Genomic DNA, 21,749 nt, shown 5'->3' on the forward strand with positions numbered 1-21,749 from the left:
CTCAGGGTCGATAGCTGCCACGCTTGAGCTGCTCGACGATCTCGGCAGCCCGCACGTCGTAGCCATCCTGCTCCGTTTTGCTCAGTGAGTGATAAATAGCAAAGCGCTTGGCTGACACCTCGGGCGCATCCTGAAACGACTCGCTCACCTTGCCCCACAGATAGGCCAGCCCATACTGCTTTTGCCCCATATAGAGGGTACTGAGGGAGGTGAGCAAACGGCTGTTGACCTTGTCCCCCTCCTGATAGAGGGAGAGGCCGCGCTGCAGGGTGACAATGGCCTTTTCGGGGTTGCTCTTGGCATAGATACCACCAAGCGCCAGTTGCAGCTCGGGTTCATCCAGCGCCTTGCTGCCTTCCAGCGCCATAAACTGCTGGCGAGCCAGCTCGTTGGTGTTATTGGTCCAGTGCCAGAGCAGCAGATAGGGATCTTGCGAATTGCGAGTCGTCGCATCGAGCTGGGCCAGCTGATCACCTGCGGCCAGCATCCCCTCCACCCGGGGGCTCTTTTGCTCCTTCGCCGCCTTGTACTCGATATTGGTGGAGCGTTCAGCACACTTGAGATAGCGCTCAAGGCCACGCATCAACTCATACTTGCGCCGATCCGTTCCCTCCTCTTTCAGGTAGAAGCGGCTACGAATAACATCGGTACGCTCATAGCGGCACCAACCATCGTCCACCAGATCCTGACAAAGCTCGGGATTGTTACCACAAATATTGTGGATGCGGTCGTCATTGCAGCCCGTCACGGCAAGACCGACTGAGATCATGATGAGCGTCTGTCGCAGAGAGAAATGGGCCATGGGTCACATCTTGTAGGTAGAGTCAGTGTCTTGTGAGACCGTCGAAAGCTAGCAAGCTGATTACAGATTCATTACAATTAGCGCGCTATATCACGTCGCGATTACAGAATAATATAACGAAATATACACCCCGACACTGATCTGCATTCGACGAATTTGTGTTTACGGCGACAAGTTTACATAAACGGTCTCCGGGTAGCCCGCCATCACCACTTGCCGACATGGCAAGAACCCCGGGGGCAGGCCGCCACCATGCCGTCTACAACCCAGAGCCGGTTTGTTTCGACTGACGAGATACCCGTTTCGGGCACACTCGGTTCGCCTGCATCACCACAAGATTCAGCACCAAGACAGATAGGGTATGACCACGAGTTTGAGGACCGCTGATGGCACAGATGGCTGATGCTCAGCCAGCCAGACCCCGGGTTCAAGGAACAATGATAAAGGAGAGGCCGGATGTCATTGCAACAGAGTGAGTTTCAACAAGCGATCAGGCAGATGCCACAAGAGGTGTACGAGCGGCTCAAGACCGCGGTCGAGCTGGGCAAATGGCCCGATGGCAAGCCTCTCACCGACGAGCAGAAGGCAACTTCTCTGCAAGCGGTGATGGCCTGGCAGGCGATACACCTCGACCAGCCAGAACACATGAATATCGGTCGCGACGGCGAGATCGTGATGAAGAGCAAGAGCGAGCTCAAGCGGCTGTTTCGTGATGAACCTCAGTCGGTTGAAGAGGAGATAGTACGGGTCAATCTCAATCACTGAGGCAACTCGTCATCCCGCCTCGCGGCGGCCTATCGAACAGCGATAGTTCGATACATCGTTCGATAACATAGTGCGATAAATAGCAAAGAGGGGAGCCATGATGGCTCCCCTCTTTTTTCCTATCTATGCAGGGTGACTCATCCCCCTCATCCCCAGCCCTTCTCCCACCAAGGGAGAAGGGAGCAGGCTCGCAGCCTGCGGACAGTAAGCGGGTCACCTGTCGGCGATCTCCATGGCAAGCCTCGCTGCCAACAGCACCTCGATCTATCCCCTCTCCCGCCGGGAGAGGGTGAGGGTGAGGGTGAGGGAGAAACAAGTCAGGGGGTCAGCTCCCCGCGCAGCGATTGCTGCATCAGCTCGCGAATGCGGTGGGAGGGCAACTCCTGACTCAGTAGGAAGTGCAGCTTGGTCAGCGCCGCCTCGGCGGTCATATCAAAACCCGAGATCACCCCGGCACGGGAGAGGGCATTGCCGGTGGCGTAGCCCCCCATGTTGACCTTGCCGTGCAAGCATTGGCTCAGGTTAACGATGATGACGCCGCGAGCCGAGGCCTCGGAGAGCAGCGCCAGCATGGCCGGGTTTTGCGGCGCATTGCCTACCCCGAACGACAGCAGGATCAGCGCCTTCACCGGCTGCTGCAGGATATTGGCGATCACCTCGCTGGAGATGCCCGGATAGAGGGTCACCACGCCGATGGGCTGGGGGGTGATGTCGTGCAGCACCAGCGGACGCTCGGACGGCACGCCCAGCTCACCCGCTTCCAGCGAGATGGCGATCCCGGCATTGAGCAGCGGCGGATAGTTGGGGGAATCGAAGGCGTGGAAGCCATCGGCGTGCACCTTCTTGCTGCGGTTGCCGCGATAGAGCTGGTTGTTGAAGAACAGCGTCACCTCGTGGATCGGGTAGTTGGCCGCGATGTAGAGGGCGTTGAGCAGGTTCTGCTGCCCGTCGGAGCGCAGCTCGGCCAGCGGGATCTGGGAGCCGGTGATGATGACCGGCTTGTGCAGATCTTCCAGCATGAAGGAGAGCGCCGAGGCGGTGAACGACATGGTGTCAGTGCCGTGCAGGATCACAAAGCCGTCGTACTTGTCGTAGTTGCGCTTGATGTCTTCGGCGATGCGCTGCCAGTCCGCCGGGGTCATGTCGGAGGAGTCGATGAGGGGCGCATATTCGTGGATATGGTAATCCGGCATCTCGGGGCGGTGAAACTCGGGCATCCGCGCCAGACAGTCTTCCATAAAGCCCGCCATCGGCACGTAGCCGTGATCGGAGCGCTGCATCCCAATGGTGCCGCCTGTGTAGGCAATGTAGATAGACTTCTTCACACCCTCTCCTCTTGATGAAGTGAACACCGCTGGCACATGAGCCATGTCGGGGTGAACAACCATGCCACCTCCCGTCATACCCTCTGCGTGCCACGGAAACTGGCGGATTATAGAGACTGACGCCCCAAATGACAGCCGTTCCATGCACCCTTTTCGGCTTTTCTGCCCTCTACCCCCATAGTGTTAAATGTCACAATAAACCACTAAAACGCGCATTAATACGACAAAGATGGAATTAAACGATGCTTTTTGCTACAATCCGCCGGATTTTACTAAAATCTCATCTGGATGCCTGAGTATTTCAGGCCCGCACAGGCCCTATCTTCATGGGGCAGGGAGAACTCTCCCCCTCTTTGTTGGCGCTTGAGCCACACTATTTATCCCGGCTGAATCTGTGAGTCTTCATCAACGAAAGGCACAGCCAATCAACATGGGAGTACTTAATGTTACAACTTGATTCCTACGCAACGCTGGTCGCTGCCACTCTGGTATTGCTGCTTGGCCGGGTACTGGTCACCCGGGTCGGGCTGCTGCGTACCTTCAACATCCCCAAACCGGTTGCCGGCGGCCTGGTGGTCGCGCTGGTGCTGCTGTTGCTGCGATCCACCCTGCAGATGGAGCTGCAATTTGATACCAGCCTGCAAACCCCGCTGATGCTGGCATTTTTCGCCTCTATCGGTCTCTCCGCCGATCTCGCCAGCCTGAAACGTGGCGGCAAAGCGGTCGCGACCTTCCTGCTGGTGGTCACCGGTCTGCTGATCGTACAGAACAGTCTGGGTGTGGGTCTGGCGACCCTGCTCGGCCTAGATCCCCACATGGGACTGCTGGCGGGGTCAATCACCCTCTCTGGCGGTCACGGTACCGGCGCGGCCTGGAGCGCCACCTTCTCCGAGAAGTACGGGGTGCAATCTGCCGCCGAACTGGCCATCGCCTGTGCCACCTTCGGTCTGGTGTTGGGCGGGTTGATCGGTGGCCCGGTAGCCCGCCACCTGGTGAAAAAGGTGCAAGTACCCGGTGAAGAGCACAACAAGGATGAAGCCCCCAAGGGCTTCGAGATGCCCGATATGGAGCGTCCCCTCACCACCTTCAGCCTGATCGAGACCCTAGCGCTGATCGCCATCAGCCTCAAGGGCGGCGAACTGCTCTCCGCCTCCCTCAAGGGCGGGATGCTGGAGCTGCCGATCTTCGTCTGTGTGCTGTTTGTCGGCGTGCTGCTGCGCAACGTCCTGACCCTGCTGAACTGGCATGAGGTGAGTGACCGCGAGGTCTCTCTGCTTGGCAACGTCAGCCTGTCGCTGTTCCTCGCCATGGCGCTAATGAGCCTGAAACTGTGGGATCTGGCCAGTCTGGCCCTGCCCATCTTTATCTTGCTAGCCGCCCAGACGGTGGCGATGGCGCTCTACGCTATCTTTGTCACCTTCCGGGTGATGGGCAGCAACTACGATGCCGCCGTGCTGGCGGCAGGCCACTGCGGCTTTGGTCTTGGCGCAACGCCAACCGCCATTGCCAATATGCAGGCCATCACCCAGCGCTTTGGCCCCTCCCATCTGGCGTTCCTGGTAGTGCCCATGGTGGGCGCCTTCTTCATCGACATCATCAACGCCATGGTGATCAAGCTGTTTATGGCGATGCCATTCCTGTAATCCCCTTCCGGTCAGACATATATGTTCAGAGCCCACCTTTCGGTGGGCTCTTTGCTTCGACGCTCTTCTCGCCAGCCGAGGTTGTCAGGGCCGAGTCACCTATTCGACACCAAGATGACCGGCGCGCAAACCAGACTGCACCCGATGCCCAGCATTCCCTCGACCAACAAAAAGCCCCGCACTAGAAAGAGGGCGGGGCTTGTTTATGTCAGCCAGGAAAGGATGGCGACTTGTGCCTTACAGGATAAAGGTCGACACCTGCTGGTTCAGATCGGTGGCACGGCCTTTAAGGCTGTGGGCCTGATCCAGATCGCGCATGGCGGCGGCAGTGATCTCGTCACTCACATCCTTGATAGCGGTGGTGTTCTGGGTGATCTCGCCGGTCACCTGGGTCTGCTCCTCGGCTGCCGTGGCGATCTGGCCCGCCATGTCGGAGATGAGGGAGATGGCGCTGGTGATCTCTTCCAGCGCGCGCACCGCCTGATCCGCATCCTGCACGCTGTTGTCCGCCAAGCCCTGACTGGTCTGCATCAGGCTCACCGCACGGGCGGTGGTCTGTTGCAGGGTCTCGATGGTGGACTGGATCTGCTGGGTGGAGTCCTGGGTACGGCGCGACAGCACCCGTACCTCGTCGGCGACCACCGCAAAACCACGACCCTGCTCACCGGCACGGGCCGCTTCGATGGCGGCGTTCAACGCCAGCAGGTTGGTCTGCTCGGCAATCCCCTGAATGGTGGAGAGGATGCTGGTGATGGCCTGCGCGTGGCGGCTCAGCTCACCGATCACTTCGGTCGCCTGTCCCACCTCTTCAGCCAGACCATTGATGGACTGACGGGTCTTGTTGACCAGCATCTTGCCCTGTTCACTGCTCTGGGCTGATTGCTGGGCGGCAGCGGCCGTGTTCTCGGCGTTGCCGGCGATCTCCATGGTGGCGCTCGCCATCTCGGTGACTGCCGTCGCGACCATGGTCACCTCCTGCTGCTGATGCATCAACTTTTCCACAGTGGCCTGATTGGTCACCAAGCTGCGCTCAGCCTCAATGCTTAATTCGCTGGCCAATCCACGAATGCTGTTAATCAACGGATGGAGGCCACTAAAAAAGTGGTTGAAACTATTCCCCAATAACCCGACTTCATCCCGGGCCTCAATCTTTACGCGCTGGGTGAGATCCCCCTTATCCGCTGCAACCATCAACGCCTGAGACACTCTGACAAGTGGTCCCAGCAGAGAACCAACCAGCCAGGAAATCGCCAAAACACTGATCACCAGCACCACGATAGCCAGCACAAACTGGGTCATTAACAAGGAGGAGAGTGGCGCCTCCAAAGTAGACTTATCCAGCACCAGAACCAGTTCCCAGTCGGTATCCGGAATGTCAACCGCCCAGAAAAGCTTGTCGCGCCCTTCATTGTCGAAGTAAACGGGAATTAAGCTATTTTGGGTTTTACTCTGTTCAATCAGGTCATTGGTCAGATCGTTGTCGATCTCGTGGATTGGTTTCATCGCCTTGGCTACATCTTTGTAGGCGATCACCGTGCCATCTTTGTGCTTCATGATGGCAAACCCATTTGCTGGCAACTTCATTCTGGTGACGCCATCCACCAGAGAGTCGATGGACAAGTCGCCTCCGACGACCCCACCTTGAGTAGGCTCGGCCAAGGTAATCACCATGATGTTATAAGCCAAGTCCATGTAGGGGTTGGTTGTGACCCTCCCCCTTGTGTTCATTGCCTTCTGGTACCATTCACGAGTCCGGGGGTCGTAATTTTCATTGACCACAGATGAGTCTGAATAATTCATCTTCCCATTTTCCTCACCAAAAAAGGTCAGCTGAAATCCCCCCGCGTGTTGCGACACGTGCAACACCTCAAAAGACTTGTGACTAACCTTGCTGGCAAGGGTATGGATCACATCGCGATGCATGCCCAACCATTGGCTAATGTGCTCAGCATGCAGCGTACCCAATTGTTGTACTTGCTCAAGACTACCTTGCAGCAGCAGCTCTTTTTGTCTGCTGTAGCTCTGCCATGAAAGCAAGAAAATAACCGACAAAAGTGCGCTAACCACAGAGAGCTGCAGCTTCTGTTTGAGAGATAAATTTTTCATTCTGTTTTTCTTCAGACCAAATCAGGAATGATTCAAAGTGCATAGCACCACGTTGTTCTTTGCATAAACAGCGACCACTCACAGCAAAACTGAAGCTGCAATTTGACCTATTGTTGACATTCAGCTCCAAACAGCACAGAAGAAACCTTGAATGTGATGGCTTTTAGCTGACCGAAAAACAAATAATATCAACCATATGTTGGCCATAATTATCTATCTCCAAGGCAACAAAAAGCCCCGCACTCGAAAGAGGGCGGGGCTTGTTTATATCGGCCGGAACAGGCCGAAACGTGCATCTTACAGGATAAAGGTCGACACCTGCTGGTTCAGGTCGGTGGCACGGCCTTTAAGGCTGTGGGCCTGATCCAGATCGCGCATGGCGGCGGCAGTGATCTCGTCACTCACATCCTTGATAGCGGTGGTGTTCTGGGTGATCTCGCCGGTCACCTGGGTCTGCTCCTCGGCTGCTGTGGCGATCTGGCCCGCCATGTCGGAGATGAGGGAGATGGCGCTGGTGATCTCTTCCAGCGCGCGCACCGCCTGATCCGCATCCTGCACGCTGTTGTCCGCCAAGCCCTGACTGGTCTGCATCAGGCTCACCGCACGAGCGGTGGTCTGTTGCAGGGTCTCGATGGTGGACTGGATCTGCTGGGTGGAGTCCTGGGTACGACGTGACAGCACTCGAACCTCGTCGGCCACCACCGCAAAACCACGACCCTGCTCACCGGCACGAGCCGCTTCGATGGCCGCGTTCAACGCCAGCAGGTTGGTCTGCTCGGCAATCCCCTGAATGGTAGAGAGGATGCTGGTGATGGCCTGGGCGTGGCGGCTCAGCTCACCGATCACTTCGGTCGCCTGTCCCACCTCTTCGGCCAGACCATTGATGGACTGACGGGTCTTGTTGACCAGCATCTTGCCCTGCTCACTGCTCTGGGCTGATTGCTGGGCGGCAGCGGCGGTGTTCTCGGCGTTGCCGGCGATCTCCATGGTGGCGCTCGCCATCTCGGTGACCGCGGTCGCGACCATGGTCACCTCTTGCTGCTGACGTTGCAGCTCGTCCACCGCGGCCTGGTTGGTCACCAGACTGCGCTCGGCATCGGCGTTCAGCTCGTTGGCCAGCTTGCGGATATTGCCGATCAGCTGGTGCTGACTGCCGACGAAACGGTTGAAACTGTTGGCCAGCTGGCCCACTTCATCGTTGGCTTCCGTCTTGATGCGCTGGGTCAGATCGCCGTTACCGTCGGCGATGCGAGCGAGAGCCAGGGAAACCTTGCTCAGCGGGCCAAGCAGCAGACTGACCAGCCAGGAGATGGCAAGAATGCTACCCACCAGTGCCAGCAACGCCATCCCCAGCTGGGTCATCAGCAGGGAAGAGAGCGGCGCTTCGAGCACAGCCTTGTCCAACACCAGCAACAGCTCCCAGTCAGTGTCGGGAATATCGACCGCCCACAGCAGCTTGTCGCGGCCTTCGCTGTCGAAGTAAGCCGGTACCAGATCCTGGCTCGACTTACTCTGCTCGATCAGCGCATTGGTCAGATCGTTGTCGATCTCGGTCGCCGGTTTCATCGCCTTGGCCGCATCTTTATAGGCAATGACGGTGCCATCCTTGTGCATCATGATGGCAAAACCATCAGCAGGCAGCTTCATCTTGGTCACGTCATCTACCAGAGACGCAATGGAGAGGTCACCACCGACCACGCCGCCCTGAGCGGGCTGGGCAAGAGTCACCACCATGATGTTGTAGGCCACATCGAGATAGGGTTTGGTGACGATCAGGCCGCCCTTGCCCATCGCCTCCTGATACCAGCCACGGGAGCGGGGATCATAACCGTCACGGTTGATAGAGGTGTCGGAGTCATTCATTTTGCCACTGCCCTCACCGAAGTAGGTGAGCTGGAAACGGCCAGAAACCTGGGCCTGTTGCAGGGCATTGAGGGGCTCGCCACTGGTCTTGTTGCCGAGCGCCTGAATGGCGTCACGACGGGCAGAGAGCCAGTCACTGACACTGGCGGCCTGCTGGCTACCCAAGCGCTGGACTTGCTCCTGGCTGCCTTGCAGCAGCAGTGCCTTCTGGCTGCTATAGCTCTGCCAAGAGAGTAACGAGATCACCAACGACAGGGCGATCACCACTGACAACAGTATCTTCTGCTTGAGTGAGAGATTGTTCATCATAATTTCTTCTTATATAGATGAGGAGCGGGTTTATCCCTAAAGGTGCACAACACTACGTAGTCATTAGCGACCCGGCAGGTAACAACTGAACCTGAAAATGGGTCGGCGGGCGATATTTTCTGTCGAGCTGCAGAAAAATGCACCAGAAATTAACGGCACAAACCGCACAAGCTCAGGCAACCCTGTTTATTCCTTCCACAATTGGCTAGAATATCCTGTTTTTAAGTCACATCGACCCTGAGAGTTTTCACGATGTTCGAAGTTAATCCCGTATTAAATAAACTTAAGGAGCTGTCTGAACGGACTGAGCTTCTTAGGGGGTACCTTTGACTATGATGCCAAGAAAGAGCGTCTAGAAGAGGTCAACGCCGAGCTGGAACAGCCGGACGTCTGGAATGAGCCCGAACGTGCACAGGCACTGGGCAAAGAGCGCGTTACCCTGGAAAACGTGGTCAGCACCATCGACACACTGACCCAGGGCGTGGATGACGTCGAGATGCTGGTGAGCCTGGCCGTCGAAGGGGAAGATGAAGATACCTTCAACGAAGCCATCGCCGAAGCCGAACAGCTGGAAACCAAGCTGGTAGATCTCGAGTTCCGCCGCATGTTCTCCGGTCAGCACGACGGCTCTGATTGCTATATCGATATCCAGTCCGGATCCGGTGGTACCGAAGCTCAGGATTGGGCCAACATGGTACTGCGCATGTTCCTGCGCTGGGGCGATGCCCACGGTTACAAGCCTGAGCTGATTGAACTGTCAGACGGCGACGTGGCCGGCATCAAGTCCGCCACCATCAAATTCACCGGCGAATATGCGTTCGGCTGGCTGCGTACTGAAACCGGCGTTCACCGTCTGGTTCGCAAGTCTCCGTTCGATTCTGGCGGCCGTCGTCACACCTCGTTCTGCTCCGTGTTCGTCTATCCCGAGATCGATGATGATATCGATATCGAGATCAACCCGGCAGACCTGCGCATTGACGTTTATCGCGCCTCCGGTGCCGGTGGTCAGCACGTTAACCGTACCGAGTCCGCCGTGCGTATTACCCACGTGCCGACCAATACCGTCGTGCAGTGCCAGAACGACCGTTCCCAGCACAAAAACAAAGACCAGTGTATGAAGCAGCTGAAAGCCAAGCTCTACGAGCTGGAAATTCAGAAGCAGAATGCCGAGAAACAAGCCCTGGAAGAGACCAAGTCTGATATCGGTTGGGGCAGCCAGATCCGTTCCTATGTGCTGGATGACTCCCGTATCAAGGATTTGCGCACCGGCGTCGAAACCCGTAATACCCAAGCGGTACTCGACGGTGACTTGGACAAGTTTATCGAAGCCAGCCTGAAATCAGGTCTGTAAACAAGCAGGAATCACCATGTCTGAACAAACCACTACTCCGGTAGTCGACCAAGCACTCGAATTCAACAACGAGATGACCGAGCGTCGTTCCAAACTGGCCGCCCTGCGCGCCCAGGGTAATCCTTTCCCCAACGATTTTCGTCGTGACAGCCTCTCTGGCGAACTCCATGCCGAGTTTGACGATAAAAACGCCGAGGAGCTGACGAGCCTGGGTAAACGGGTGAAGATTGCCGGTCGCATCATGACCCGCCGGATCATGGGCAAGGCTTCTTTCGCCACCCTGCAGGACATGGCCGGCAAGATCCAGGTCTACGTCACCCGTGACGACCTGCCGGAAGGTTTCTACAACGAGCAGTTCAAGAAGTGGGATCTGGGTGACATCGTCGGTGTCGAAGGTACCCTGTTCAAGACCCAGACCGGTGAGCTCTCCGTTCACGTTTCCGATATCCGCCTGCTGACCAAAGCGCTGCGCCCGCTGCCCGAGAAGCACAAAGGCCTGACCGACCAGGAAGCGCGCTGCCGCCAGCGTTATCTGGATCTGATTGCCAACGAAGAGTCCCGCAAGACCTTCGTGATCCGCACCAAAGTGGTTGCCGGGATCCGCAAGTTCTTCAACGACAAGCAGTTCATGGAAGTGGAAACCCCGATGATGCAAGTCATCCCGGGTGGTGCCTCCGCCCGTCCGTTCGTCACTCACCACAATGCGCTGGACATCGACATGTACCTGCGTATCGCCCCGGAGCTTTACCTGAAGCGTCTGGTGGTCGGTGGTTTCGAGCGCGTGTACGAGATCAACCGTAACTTCCGTAACGAAGGTATCTCGGTGCGTCACAACCCCGAGTTCACCATGATCGAGTTCTACATGGCGTACGCCGACTACATCGATCTGATGGACCTGACCGAAGATCTGCTGCGCACCCTGGCGCAGGACATTCTGGGCGACACCCAGATCCGTTACGCCAAAGAGGGCGAAGAGGGTCTGACCATCGATTTCGGTCAACCGTTCCAGCGCCTCACCATGGTCGAGTCCATCCTGAAGTTCAACGCGGATGTAACTCTGGAGGATCTGGCTACCCTGGAGAGCGCCAAGGCCGTTGCCAAGCGCCTGCACATCGAGCTGATGAAGGGCTGGGAGTTGGGCCACGTGATCACCGCGATCTTCGAAGAGACCGTGGAGCACATGCTGCTGCAACCGACCTTCATCACCGAGTACCCGGCAGCCGTTTCTCCGCTGGCTCGCCGCAACGACGTGAACCCGGACGTGACCGACCGCTTCGAATTCTTCATCGGTGGCCGCGAGCTGGCCAACGGCTTCTCCGAGCTGAACGATGCAGAAGACCAGGCCAAGCGCTTCCAGGATCAGGTTGATCAGAAAGAAGCAGGCGACGACGAAGCCATGTTCTACGACGCCGACTTCGTCACCGCGCTGGAACACGGCCTGCCGCCGACTGCCGGTCAGGGTATCGGTATCGACCGTCTGGTGATGCTGTTCACCAACAGCCATACCATCCGTGACGTCATTCTGTTCCCGGCCTTACGTCCACAAAAGTAAGATCCGCAGAAATAAGGCCCACAGAAGCCAGCTACATCCCTTGGGTCAATCCCGAGCGTGATAGCCAATAAATCGCCCCGCAACTGCGGGGCGTTTTTTTAGGCTCTGTCCCAATTATGTGTTGAAAGGCTAAGCTTGAAGTAGGTCATTACCTTGAGGTCTACCATCATGGATACCCCAGCCTTTCAACACCTGTTGTCTCTCTTTCCACAGCTTACCCTGCGCCAACGCCGTGTTGCCCGGCAGGAGCTCATGGCGCCCCACACCATTACCTCACTCAATACCCAGCTACCTGCATGCAGCGGTTGCCCACATTGTCAGGCCGATGCCAATCAGCTGGCACCATGGGGATGGAGTCGCGGACTACGTCGCTATCGTTGCAAACTGTGTCTACGCACCAGTACCGTGCTGACCAAGACCCCCTTGGCCAGATTACGTAAAACGCAGTGCTGGGAAGACTACGCGCAAGCCCTCATTGAAGGACTCACTGTCCGCCGGGCAGCTCTGCGTTGCGGGGTCAGCAAGAACACCGCTTTCCTCTGGCGCCACCGCTTCTTGCGTGCGATGGCCGCCCATCAAGCCACACGGGAAGAGGGCATCGTTGAGGTCGACGAGACCTTCTTCCTCGAGTCGTTCAAGGGGCAGCGGGGATTACCTCGTCTGGCTCGGTGTCGAGGAGGTAAAGGGCGAACCCGGGGAACCGGGCCCGATTACATCCCTGTGATGGTGGTGCAGGACCGTGCTGGTCACCATGCAGATTTTCAGTTGGAAAAGATGAATGCCGAAACAGTTATCGCGGTCTTGAAGCCCCTGGTCTCGCCGGATGCAGTGCTGTGTAGCGATGGTGCGGGCGTATATGCCAGTTTCAGCAAAGAGCAGGGCGTGACCCATAAGGTGGTGCGCAATCGTCAGGGTGAGCGGGTAGTAGGAGCATTCCACATTCAACATGTAAACGGATATCACCATCGATTGAAAGAATGGATGGTGCGCTTTCATGGCGTGGCGACTCACTACCTGAGGAATTATCTGGGTTGGCGCAGGATGCTGGAGCGTTACGGGAAGGGAGTGAATATCAAAGCGTGTCTGCATGAGGCGCTGGGGCACCCCATGCAACACGTAATTGGGACATAGCCTTTTTTTATGGCATGTGTCACATGTCGTGTTATTTGGCGAGAGGCAGCAACCACTCCCCCTGCCACAGGGTCAACCCCTGACCCGCCATCAATACTCGCTCACCCCGCAGCTCCAGCTTGAGCTCCCCCCCTCTGGATGAAACCTGACGGGCCCGCAACTGCTTCCTGCCGAGCCGTTCAGCCCAGAAGGGCGTCAGGGCACAGTGGTTGGAGCCGGTGACGGGATCCTCATCCACCCCGACCCAGGGGGCGAAGTAGCGAGAGACGAAGTCATCATCCCCGCGGCTGGAAGGGGCCGTCACTATCAGGCCGCGACCGGGCAGGGCGCCCAGGGCGTGAAAATCGGGGGTGAGCGCGCGGACTTCCTCCTCGCTTGCCAGCTCCAGCAGAAACTTGGCGCCGGCGGCCAGGGTCTGCACGGGTGTACAACCAACCGCCGCCCCATAGGCCGGATCCATCGCCAGAGGCGTGAGCGGAATGCGCGGGAAGTCGAGCCGAATCCACTCCCCCTCGCGCCTGGCCAGCAGTTCCCCGCTGCGGGTCTCGAAGCGGATGACCTCCTGCGGTGCCACAGCCCCCGTCTGCCACAGCACATGGGCGGCCGCCAGGGTGCCGTGACCACAGAGATCCACCTCTACCTTGGGGGTAAACCAGCGCAGCCGATAGTGCGCCGCCCCCAAGGGACTGAGGAAGGCGGTCTCCGACAGGTTGAACTCGGCCGCCATGGCCTGCAGCCGCGCATCGGACTGGGCCGGCCCCAGTACCACCACGGCCGGGTTGCCGCCAAAGGGCTGTCGGCTGAAGGCATTGACATGAAACAGTCTGATAATCGACATTCGCTTTTCCTGTGGTGCCACGACCGGGCTCATTCTTCGCCGTTTATACCATGAAACCGGGCCCTGCCCGAACGGGCCCAGGAGCCCGTCAGGCACGTTTTTAATGCACTAATAGAATAAAAAAGACATTTTTATTCTTTGTTGTTATCCATCACACCCCTTAACCTGACCAAAAATCAGACCATGGAAGACGAGTGTGATGCAATTGAAGGATTCTCTGACCAACCTAGCCCCCCTCTCTGATGAACAACAACGTCAGCTGAACCAGGCGCTCTCGACCCTCAATACCCAGCAACTGGTCTGGGTGAGCGGCTATCTCTACGGTCTCTCCCAATCCGGCAGCCAGCCTGCTGCGGCCAGCGGTGCGCTGGCGGCGCCCGGCGGCAACCTGACCATTCTCTACGGATCCCAGACAGGCAACGCCAAGGGCGTGGCCAGTGCCATCAAGGCGCAGGCCGAGGCACGCGGCCTGCCGGTGACCCTCACCTCCATGGCGGACTACAAACCCAAGCAGCTCAAGAAAGAGACCCATCTGCTGGTGGTAGTGAGCACTTACGGGGAGGGTGAACCACCGGAGAGCGCGGTCGATCTGTTCGAGCAGCTCAAGAAGGGCAAGGTCGGTAAACTCGAGGGGCTCAAGTTCGCCGTGCTGGGGCTGGGTGACAGCTCATACGAATTTTTCTGCCAGACAGGTCAGGACTTTGACAGCCTGCTGACCAAGGCGGGTGCCGATCGCGTGCATGAGCTTGCCAGCCTGGATGTGGACTATCAGGATGCAGCCAAGGCCTGGGGCGAGCAGGCGGTCAATGCCATTGCCGCCACGCTTTCTGCCGGGGTTGCCACCAGCAGCGTGGCGGGGGCAGTGCAAGCGGCTGTCGGCCACAGCCAGTACGACAAGGCAAATCCCTTCCCGGCCCGCCTGTCGGTGAACCAGAAGATCACCGGCCGGGATTCCACCAAGGATATCCGCCATATCGAGATCAGCCTGGAGGCGTCCGGCATCACCTATCAGCCGGGGGACGCCCTCGGCGTCTGGTTCGACAACGACGCCGATCTGGTGGGGGAAGTGCTGGCCTTGGCCGGGCTGAGCGGTGACGAGGCGACCGCCCATGGCAGCCTGCGCGAGGTGCTCACCCGCAATCTGGAACTGACCCGGTTGCACGGCGGCTTTATCACGGGATTGGCAGAGATCTCGGGTAGCGCAGCGCTGAAAGACCTGGCCGGTGACAAGGCTCAGGTCAATGCCCTGGTCGCCTCTGCCCAGGTGGTGGATGTGCTGAAACGCTTCCCGACCGCACTCACTGCCGAGCAGCTGGTCGGCCTGCTGCGCCCCCTCACCCCACGCCTCTACTCCATCGCCTCCGCCCAGAGCGAAGTGGAAGAGGAGGTGCATCTTACCGTTGGCGTGGTGCGTTACCCGCAAGAAGATGGCACCGTGCGCAGTGGCGCCGCCTCCTCCTATCTGGCCGACCGGCTGATTGAGGATGCCGAGGTGCGGGTGTTCGTGGAGCACAACGACAACTTCCGCCTGCCGGCCAATCCCGATACCCCCGTCATCATGGTGGGACCGGGCACCGGCATCGCCCCCTTCCGCGCCTTTATGCAAGAGCGTGAGGCCCAGGATGCCTCGGGCAAGAACTGGCTCTTCTTCGGCAACCCCCACTTCACCCAGGACTTCCTCTATCAGGTGGAGTGGCAGCGCTATGTGAAATCGGGCCTGCTGTCGAAGATCTCGCTGGCCTTCAGCCGGGATCAGGCCAACAAGATTTATGTGCAGGACAGGTTGCGCGAAGCGGGCCTGGAGCTCTACCAGTGGCTGGAAGCAGGCGCTCACTTCTATGTGTGTGGTGACGCCAACAAGATGGCCAAGGATGTGCAGGAGGCCCTGCTGGATGTGATTGCCGAACACGGTCACAAGAGCCGTGAGGAAGCAGAAGAGTATTTGAGCGAATTGCGTCGTGCCAAACGTTATCAAAGGGATGTCTATTGATGAGCAAGCAAACAATTCCGGGGCCAGTGGAGGGACCGCTGGCCGACAACGAACGCCTCAAGCGCGAGAGCAACTTCCTGCGCGGCACCATAGCGCAGGATCTGCAAGACCCGCTCACCGGTGGCTTCAACGGCGACAACTTCCAGCTGATCCGCTTCCACGGCATGTATCAGCAGGATGACAGAGACATACGCCCGGAGCGTACCGCCCAGAAGCTGGAGCCCCTGCACAACGTCATGCTGCGCGCCCGTCTGCCGGGCGGCATCATCACCCCGGCCCAATGGCAGGTGATCGACAAGTTCGCCGAGGAGCACAGCCTGTATGGCAGCATCCGCCTCACTACCCGCCAGACCTTCCAGTTTCACGGGGTATTGAAGCGCGACATCAAGCTGATGCACCAGACCCTCAACAGCACGGGCATAGATTCCATCGCCACCGCTGGCGACGTGAACCGCAACGTGCTCTGCACCAGCAACCCGGTGGAGTCAGCGCTGCACCAAGAGGCCTACGAATGGGCCAAGCAGATCTCCGAACACCTGCTGCCCAAGACCCGCGCCTACGTTGAGATCTGGCTGGATGGCGAGAAGCTGGGGGGGGACGAGGAGCCTATCCTGGGCTCCAACTACCTGCCGCGCAAATTCAAGACGACTGTGGTGATCCCGCCCCACAACGACATAGACGTGCATGCCAACGACCTCAACTTCGTGGCCATTGCCGAAGACGGCAAGCTGGTGGGCTTCAACGTGCTGGTGGGCGGTGGTCTGGCCATGACCCACGGCGACACCAGTACCTACCCGCGCAAGGCGAGCGACTTTGGCTTTATTCCGCTCTCCCACGTGCTGGACGTGGCGGCCGCCGTGGTCAGCACCCAGCGCGACTGGGGCAACCGGGTCAACCGCAAGAACGCCAAGACCAAGTACACGCTCGAACGGGTCGGTGTCGAGGCATTCAAGGCCGAGGTGGAGAACCGCGCCGGCATCAAATTTGGCGAGGTGCGCCCCTACGCGTTCACCAGCCGTGGCGATCGCTTCGGCTGGGTCGAAGGGATCGATGGCAAACACCACCTGACCCTCTTCATCGAGAACGGCCGCCTGCTGGACTTCCCGGGCAAGCCGCTCAAGACCGGCATGCTGGAAATCGCCAAGGTGCATCAGGGGGATTTTCGCCTGACCGCCAACCAGAACCTGATCATCGCCGGTGTCTCCGTTGGCGAGAAGGCGCGCATCGAAGCACTCGCGCGCCAGTATGGCCTGCTGGATGACGGCGTGAGCGAGCAACGCAAGCAGTCCATGGCCTGCGTGGCCCTGCCCACCTGCCCGCTGGCGATGGCTGAGGCCGAGCGTATGCTGCCGGCGTTTGTCACCGACATCGAGGGCTTGCTAACCAAGCACGGGCTGGCGAATGACGCCATCATCTTCCGGGTCACCGGCTGCCCCAACGGCTGCGGCCGCGCCATGCTGGCCGAAGTGGGTCTGGTGGGCAAGGCACCGGGCCGCTACAACCTGCATCTGGGTGGCAACCTGGAGGGGACCCGCATCCCGCGCCTCTATCAGGAGAACATCACCGAGCCGCAGATCCTGGCCGAGCTGGATAGCCTTATCGGCCGCTGGGCCAAGGAGCGCGACGGGAACGAGTGCTTTGGCGACTTCGTGATCCGCGCAGGGGTAGTGGCCCCCGTCATCGACTCCGCGAGGGATTTCTATGCAGCCTGAACTGACTGATGGCGGGCGGCTGACACTGACCGCCGATGGCAGGCTCGACCTCTCCGCCCTGCTCTCCCTGAGCCGGGACGAGCAGAGCGAGGCACTGGCGCCCCTCAACCGGGCGCTGGACGCCATGAGCGCCCCCGAGCGGGTGCGCTGGGCGCTGGCCAATCTGCCGGGGGAGCATGTGCTCTCCTCCAGTTTCGGCATTCAGGCGGCGCTGATGCTCCATCTGGTGAGCCGCGAGCGGGCCGACGTGCCGGTGGTGCTGACCGATACCGGTTATCTGTTCCCGGAGACCTACCGCTTTATCGATGAAATGACCGAGCGCCTCGCGCTCAACCTCAAGATCTATCGGGCCGAACTCAGTCCGGCCTGGCAGGAGGCACGATTTGGCCTCTTGTGGGAGCAGGGGGGGGAGGGGATCTCCCGCTACAACCAGCTCAACAAGGTGGAGCCGATGGACCGCGCCCTGCGTGAGCTGGGGGCACAGACCTGGTTCTCCGGCCTGCGCCGGGAGCAGTCCGGCAGCCGCGGCAAGCTGCCGGTGCTGGGCATCCAACGCGGCCGCTTCAAGTTCCTGCCGGTGATCGACTGGAGCAACAAGGACGTCTTCTACTACTTCAAGGAGTTCGACCTCCCCTACCATCCGTTGTGGGAGCAAGGCTATCTGTCAGTCGGCGATGTGCACACCACCACCAAGTGGGAGCCGGGCATGAGCGAGGAGCAGACCCGCTTCTTCGGCCTCAAGCGCGAGTGCGGCTTGCACGAGGAGGGTGGCAAAGAGCATGGCGAGCAGAGCGGCTCCGGCATCTGAGCCCGCTTGTAAGGCCGGATCCTGACCATAAAGAACGCCCAGCAACTGCCGGGCGTTTTGCTTGGGCTAGTTTGCATCCCTCACAACATGACCAATGAGCAAAGAGGCTTAACCAGCCACGTTGGCCTGCTCGGCGGCAACCTGCGCCTGAGTCAACCAGTCGTTGACCTGAGCTTCGTGCCCTTTGAGCCAGGCCATCACATGGCGCTCGATATCCGCCTGGGTGTTCTGGCCCTTGTTCATCAGCCCATTCTGGATGTTGATGTCATTCAGCGGCAGCTTGACGATGGAAAACAACTTGGCAGCCGCCGGGTTGGCATCGGTGAATGCCTTGTTGGCCACGATGTGTATGGTGTTGACGGCAAAGCCGTAGTTCTTACCGTTGGGCAGGCGGGTACTGTCGGCATCTTTGGCGCCAGCAGGCACCTCAAGCCACACCACATCCCGCCCCGGCACCAGCTCGCTGCTGAGCCAGTAGGGGGTCCAGGTGTAGTAGAGCACCGGCTTGCCGCTCTGGAGACGGGCACGGGTATCGGCGATCAGCGCCGCATAGTTGCCCTGCTTGTGGGTAATGGTGGAGGTCAGCCCGAACTCATCCAGATGATGGTTGATCGCCTCTTCGCAGCCCCAGCCCGGGTTGCAGCCCACCAGATCGGCCTTGCCATCCCCATCGCCGTCAAACAACGCCGCCAGCTTGGGATCCTTGAGCTGACCCAGATTGGTGATGCCATATCGGGTCGCGGTCTGCTTGTCGATGAGATAGCCCTGAGCGGCACCCGATGCATAGGTGCCCTGACGGAAGAACACCTTGTCTCCCCCCGCATGCTGGTACTTGTTGTCCTGCAGCGGGATCCAGTTAAAGGTGAGGAAGGTGCCATCCCCCTGCGCCACCGAGGCATAGGCCACATTGTAATCCACCTCCTGCACCGGCTGGACATAGTAGCCGAGGCGTCCCATCAGCTTGCTGACCAGCAGGGTCTGGAAGGTCTCTTCCGGCAGGGAGCTCTGCAAGGGTTGAACGCGGACCCCCTCCCCCGGCCGTTCAGTGCTGGCGATGGCAAGCGGACTCAGCAGCAAGGAGCTCAACAACATGGTGCTCAACAGCAAGCAATGACGAGTGCGCGTTGTGGTGATGAGGTTCATCCATTTACTCCTTTGTAATCGATGGATTTGCTGCGGCCAGTGAGGCGCAGCAGCAAGGAAGCGGGACCACGCTGATACCAACGGCCAACCCGGTTGCGATCCGGTTGGCCCATCGCCTGGGTCAAACGGTCGAGCACGATGGCCAGCAGTACGATGCCGAGGCCGCCAATGGAGGCGAGCCCCATATCGAGACGCCCGATGCCACGCAGCACCATCTGACCCAAGCCACCGACCGCGATCATCGAGGCGATCACCACCATGGAGAGCGCCAGCATCAGGGTCTGGTTGACCCCGGCCATGATGGTGGGCATGGCGAGTGGCAACTGCACCTTGAACAACAGCTGGGAGGGGCTGGCGCCAAAGGAGTGAGCGGCCTCCACCAGATCCACAGGCACCTGTCTTATCCCCAGCATGGTGAGGCGGATCATCGGCGGCAGGGCGAAAATCACGGTCACCACCACACCGGGGACGTTGCCGATGCCAAACAGCATGACGATGGGAATCAGGTAGACGAAGGCCGGAGTGGTTTGCATCGCATCCAGCAGCGGCCGGGTCCAGTGGGAGAGCCGTTCACTGCGGGCCAGCAAAATGCCCACCGGCAAACCGATCAGAATGCAGAAGACGAGAGAGGTCAGCACCAGCGACAGGGTCACCATGGCATCGGACCAGGCCCCGATCAGCCCGATCCCGACCAGTGCGGCGAGGGTACCAAGCGCCATCCGGCCATTGACCAGCTGCCAGGCGATCAGGGTCAACAGCCCGATCATCAGGATGGATGGCACCGTCTGCAGCAGATGGGTCATGGCGTTGAGGGTCACCTCCACCGGCGCACGGATCAGCTGGAACAGCGGGCGCAGGTTCTCCACCAGCCAGCCGATGCCCCCCTCGACCCAGCGGTCCAGCGGCAGCAGCGCCTGCTGGAAGGGATCCAGCCAGTTGACGGCGGCCGGGGTATCCACGGCAGCAATCTGGTTTTGCCAGTCGGCCGCCTCGGTGGCGGTACTGCCCCAGGGATCGGCGGCAACCGTGGTGGTCGCTGCACCCCAAGGGTCAGCATCCGCTTCATCAGCCCGCAGGGAGGGGCTCGCCAGCAGCAGAAGCGCCAGCAAGCCGATTAGCAATGCGTGGGGATTGTTCAGCTTCATACCGGGGTACTCCTGTCCAGGGTGTTGAGCAGATTGGCCTTGGAGATAAGCCCCAGATAAGTGCCATCCTCCTCGACCACGGGCACCTGACAGGGTGCAGCTGCCACCTGACTGATCAGTTCATTGAGAGAGGTGTCGGCCAGGATCGGCTGGATATCCGCCAGCAACGCCTGCTCCAGACTCCCCTTGCCACGAACGGCCTCGCTGAGCGACTCGACCGAGACGACGCCGATGAAACGGCGACTGCGATCCACCACGTAGCCAAATTCCCGCTCCAGCTCCTTGAGCTGACGCAGGGCGTTGCCCGGCCCGTCGGTGGTGTGTTTCTTGATAAGCGGCATCTGCTTGCGACTGACAATATCGCGGGCGCTGAAGACATTGGCGAGATCCACCCCGCGGAAGAAGGCGCGCACATAGTCGTTGGCGGGCTGGCTCAGGATCTCGTCGGGGGTACCGACCTGCACCACCTGACCATCCTGCATGATGGCGATGCGATCGCCGATCCGCATCGCCTCATCCAGATCGTGGGAGATAAACACTATGGTGCGCTGATGGCTGGCCTGCAGCTTGAGCAGCTCGTCCTGCATCTCGGTGCGGATCAGCGGATCCAGCGCGGAGAAGGCCTCGTCCATCAGCAGGATATCGGGGTCATTGGCAAGCGCACGGGCCAGTCCGACCCGTTGCTTCATGCCACCGGAGAGGGCATCGGGGAAGGCCTCGATCCACTGGCCAAGACCCACTTGATTGAGTGCCTGACGGGCACTTTCCTGGCGCTCGAGAAGCGGCACACCGGCCAGCTCCAGCCCGAAGGCGGTGTTTTCCAGCACGCTCAGGTGCGGCATCAGGGCAAAGGATTGAAACACCATGCTGATCTTCTTGCGCCGCACCTGACGCAGTTCGCTCTCCGACATGGCGGCAATATCCTCACCGTCGATCAGCACCTGACCACGGGTCGGTTCGATAAGGCGGTTGAAGAGCCGCACCAGCGTCGATTTGCCCGAACCGGACAAGCCCATCACCACGAAGATCTCCCCTTCGTGAATGGCCAGATCGACCCCCTGCACACCCAGAGTCTGTCCGGTTTTCTGCAGAATGCTGGAGCGGTCGTGCCCCTTCGCCAGCAATTTGAACACTTTTTCCGGATGTTCTCCGAAGATTTTATAGAGTGATTTGACTTCGAGTTTGACTGTCATACTGTCCTTTTTTCATGGTCGACATCTTGGTAATTAACCTGCCGAACGCGAACCAATTGATTTCTACACTAAG

The 21,749-nt window shown here is 59.2% G+C and carries 16 protein-coding genes; 8 read left to right on the forward strand and 8 right to left on the reverse strand.

Annotated elements, in window-relative coordinates; genetic code table 11:
* Position 1: 1 nt before the first annotated feature.
* Complete coding sequence (locus CK911_RS12610; RefSeq protein ID WP_098970327.1) at positions 2 to 802, reverse strand: DUF2989 domain-containing protein; 801 nt, start codon at positions 800 to 802, stop codon at positions 2 to 4.
* Between the two features lie 456 nt (positions 803 to 1,258).
* Here CK911_RS12610 and CK911_RS12615 point away from each other — a divergent pair, with 456 nt between their 5' ends.
* Entirely contained in the window at positions 1,259 to 1,567 is a 309-nt protein-coding gene (locus CK911_RS12615) for a YeaC family protein (RefSeq protein WP_098970329.1), read from the forward strand.
* 317 nt (positions 1,568 to 1,884) lie between these two features.
* Here the strand turns inward: CK911_RS12615 and ansA are convergent, their stop codons facing one another.
* Positions 1,885 to 2,892: an asparaginase gene (gene ansA / locus CK911_RS12620; protein WP_068978075.1), complete on the reverse strand. Its 1,008-nt coding sequence runs from the start codon at positions 2,890 to 2,892 to the stop codon at positions 1,885 to 1,887.
* A gap of 443 nt (positions 2,893 to 3,335) precedes the next feature.
* On the opposite strand from ansA, the gene gltS reads away from it, so the two are divergent.
* Positions 3,336 to 4,535, forward strand: a complete 1,200-nt coding sequence (gltS, locus tag CK911_RS12625) for a sodium/glutamate symporter (protein ID WP_098970331.1) — start codon at positions 3,336 to 3,338, stop codon at positions 4,533 to 4,535.
* A gap of 237 nt (positions 4,536 to 4,772) precedes the next feature.
* Here gltS and CK911_RS12630 read toward each other — a convergent pair whose 3' ends face one another.
* Complete coding sequence (locus CK911_RS12630; RefSeq protein WP_068978076.1) at positions 4,773 to 6,641, reverse strand: methyl-accepting chemotaxis protein; 1,869 nt, start codon at positions 6,639 to 6,641, stop codon at positions 4,773 to 4,775.
* A gap of 297 nt (positions 6,642 to 6,938) precedes the next feature.
* The gene (locus CK911_RS12635; RefSeq protein WP_098972650.1) at positions 6,939 to 8,810 is read right to left on the reverse strand and encodes a methyl-accepting chemotaxis protein; all 1,872 of its coding nucleotides are present in this window, start codon (positions 8,808 to 8,810) and stop codon (positions 6,939 to 6,941) included.
* Positions 8,811 to 9,065: 255 nt separating this feature from the next.
* On the opposite strand from CK911_RS12635, the gene prfB reads away from it, so the two are divergent.
* From prfB to CK911_RS12650, 3 genes are all read left to right on the forward strand, one after another.
* Positions 9,066 to 10,164, forward strand: a protein-coding gene (gene prfB, locus CK911_RS12640; RefSeq protein ID WP_098970334.1) for a peptide chain release factor 2 whose coding sequence is annotated in 2 segments (ribosomal slippage) — positions 9,066 to 9,140 and positions 9,142 to 10,164 — 1,098 coding nt in all. Because the reading frame shifts where the segments join, the coding sequence is not laid out codon by codon here.
* A gap of 73 nt (positions 10,165 to 10,237) precedes the next feature.
* Complete coding sequence (lysS, locus tag CK911_RS12645) at positions 10,238 to 11,716, forward strand: lysine--tRNA ligase (protein ID WP_253860421.1); 1,479 nt, start codon at positions 10,238 to 10,240, stop codon at positions 11,714 to 11,716.
* A gap of 168 nt (positions 11,717 to 11,884) precedes the next feature.
* Complete coding sequence (locus CK911_RS12650) at positions 11,885 to 12,847, forward strand: IS1595 family transposase (protein WP_098969540.1); 963 nt, start codon at positions 11,885 to 11,887, stop codon at positions 12,845 to 12,847.
* Between the two features lie 31 nt (positions 12,848 to 12,878).
* Here CK911_RS12650 and CK911_RS12655 read toward each other — a convergent pair whose 3' ends face one another.
* Positions 12,879 to 13,685, reverse strand: a complete 807-nt coding sequence (locus CK911_RS12655; protein WP_098970338.1) for a PhzF family phenazine biosynthesis protein — start codon at positions 13,683 to 13,685, stop codon at positions 12,879 to 12,881.
* 199 nt (positions 13,686 to 13,884) lie between these two features.
* Between CK911_RS12655 and CK911_RS12660 the strand changes: the two genes are divergently transcribed.
* From CK911_RS12660 to CK911_RS12670, 3 genes are read left to right on the forward strand one after another with little or no spacing between them, the layout of a single operon-like run.
* Positions 13,885 to 15,675 carry an assimilatory sulfite reductase (NADPH) flavoprotein subunit gene (locus CK911_RS12660; RefSeq protein WP_172954102.1) on the forward strand — a complete coding sequence of 597 codons (1,791 nt, stop codon included), beginning with the start codon at positions 13,885 to 13,887 and terminating at the stop codon, positions 15,673 to 15,675.
* Positions 15,675 to 17,387, forward strand: a complete 1,713-nt coding sequence (gene cysI, locus CK911_RS12665; protein WP_098970343.1) for an assimilatory sulfite reductase (NADPH) hemoprotein subunit — start codon at positions 15,675 to 15,677, stop codon at positions 17,385 to 17,387. The genes CK911_RS12660 and cysI overlap by 1 nt, the downstream gene beginning before the upstream one ends.
* On the forward strand, positions 17,377 to 18,195 hold the full coding sequence (locus tag CK911_RS12670) for a phosphoadenylyl-sulfate reductase (RefSeq protein WP_098970345.1): 819 nt from the start codon (positions 17,377 to 17,379) through the stop codon (positions 18,193 to 18,195). Before cysI ends, CK911_RS12670 begins: the two co-directional genes overlap by 11 nt.
* Positions 18,196 to 18,303: 108 nt before the next feature.
* On the opposite strand, the gene proX is transcribed toward CK911_RS12670, so the two are convergent.
* Genes proX through proV form a run of 3 tightly spaced genes read right to left on the reverse strand, consistent with a single transcriptional unit; the run spans position 18,304 to position 21,676 of the window.
* Entirely contained in the window at positions 18,304 to 19,338 is a 1,035-nt protein-coding gene (gene proX, locus CK911_RS12675; RefSeq protein WP_098970348.1) for a glycine betaine/L-proline ABC transporter substrate-binding protein ProX, read from the reverse strand.
* Positions 19,335 to 20,483: a glycine betaine/L-proline ABC transporter permease ProW gene (proW, locus tag CK911_RS12680; protein WP_098970350.1), complete on the reverse strand. Its 1,149-nt coding sequence runs from the start codon at positions 20,481 to 20,483 to the stop codon at positions 19,335 to 19,337. Before proW ends, proX begins: the two co-directional genes overlap by 4 nt.
* The gene (gene proV, locus CK911_RS12685; RefSeq protein WP_068978083.1) at positions 20,480 to 21,676 is read right to left on the reverse strand and encodes a glycine betaine/L-proline ABC transporter ATP-binding protein ProV; all 1,197 of its coding nucleotides are present in this window, start codon (positions 21,674 to 21,676) and stop codon (positions 20,480 to 20,482) included. The genes proW and proV overlap by 4 nt, the downstream gene beginning before the upstream one ends.
* Positions 21,677 to 21,749: the final 73 nt, after the last annotated feature.

The organism is Aeromonas sp. CU5, from assembly GCF_002586745.1.
Taxonomy (GTDB): Bacteria; Pseudomonadota; Gammaproteobacteria; order Enterobacterales; family Aeromonadaceae; genus Aeromonas; species Aeromonas sobria.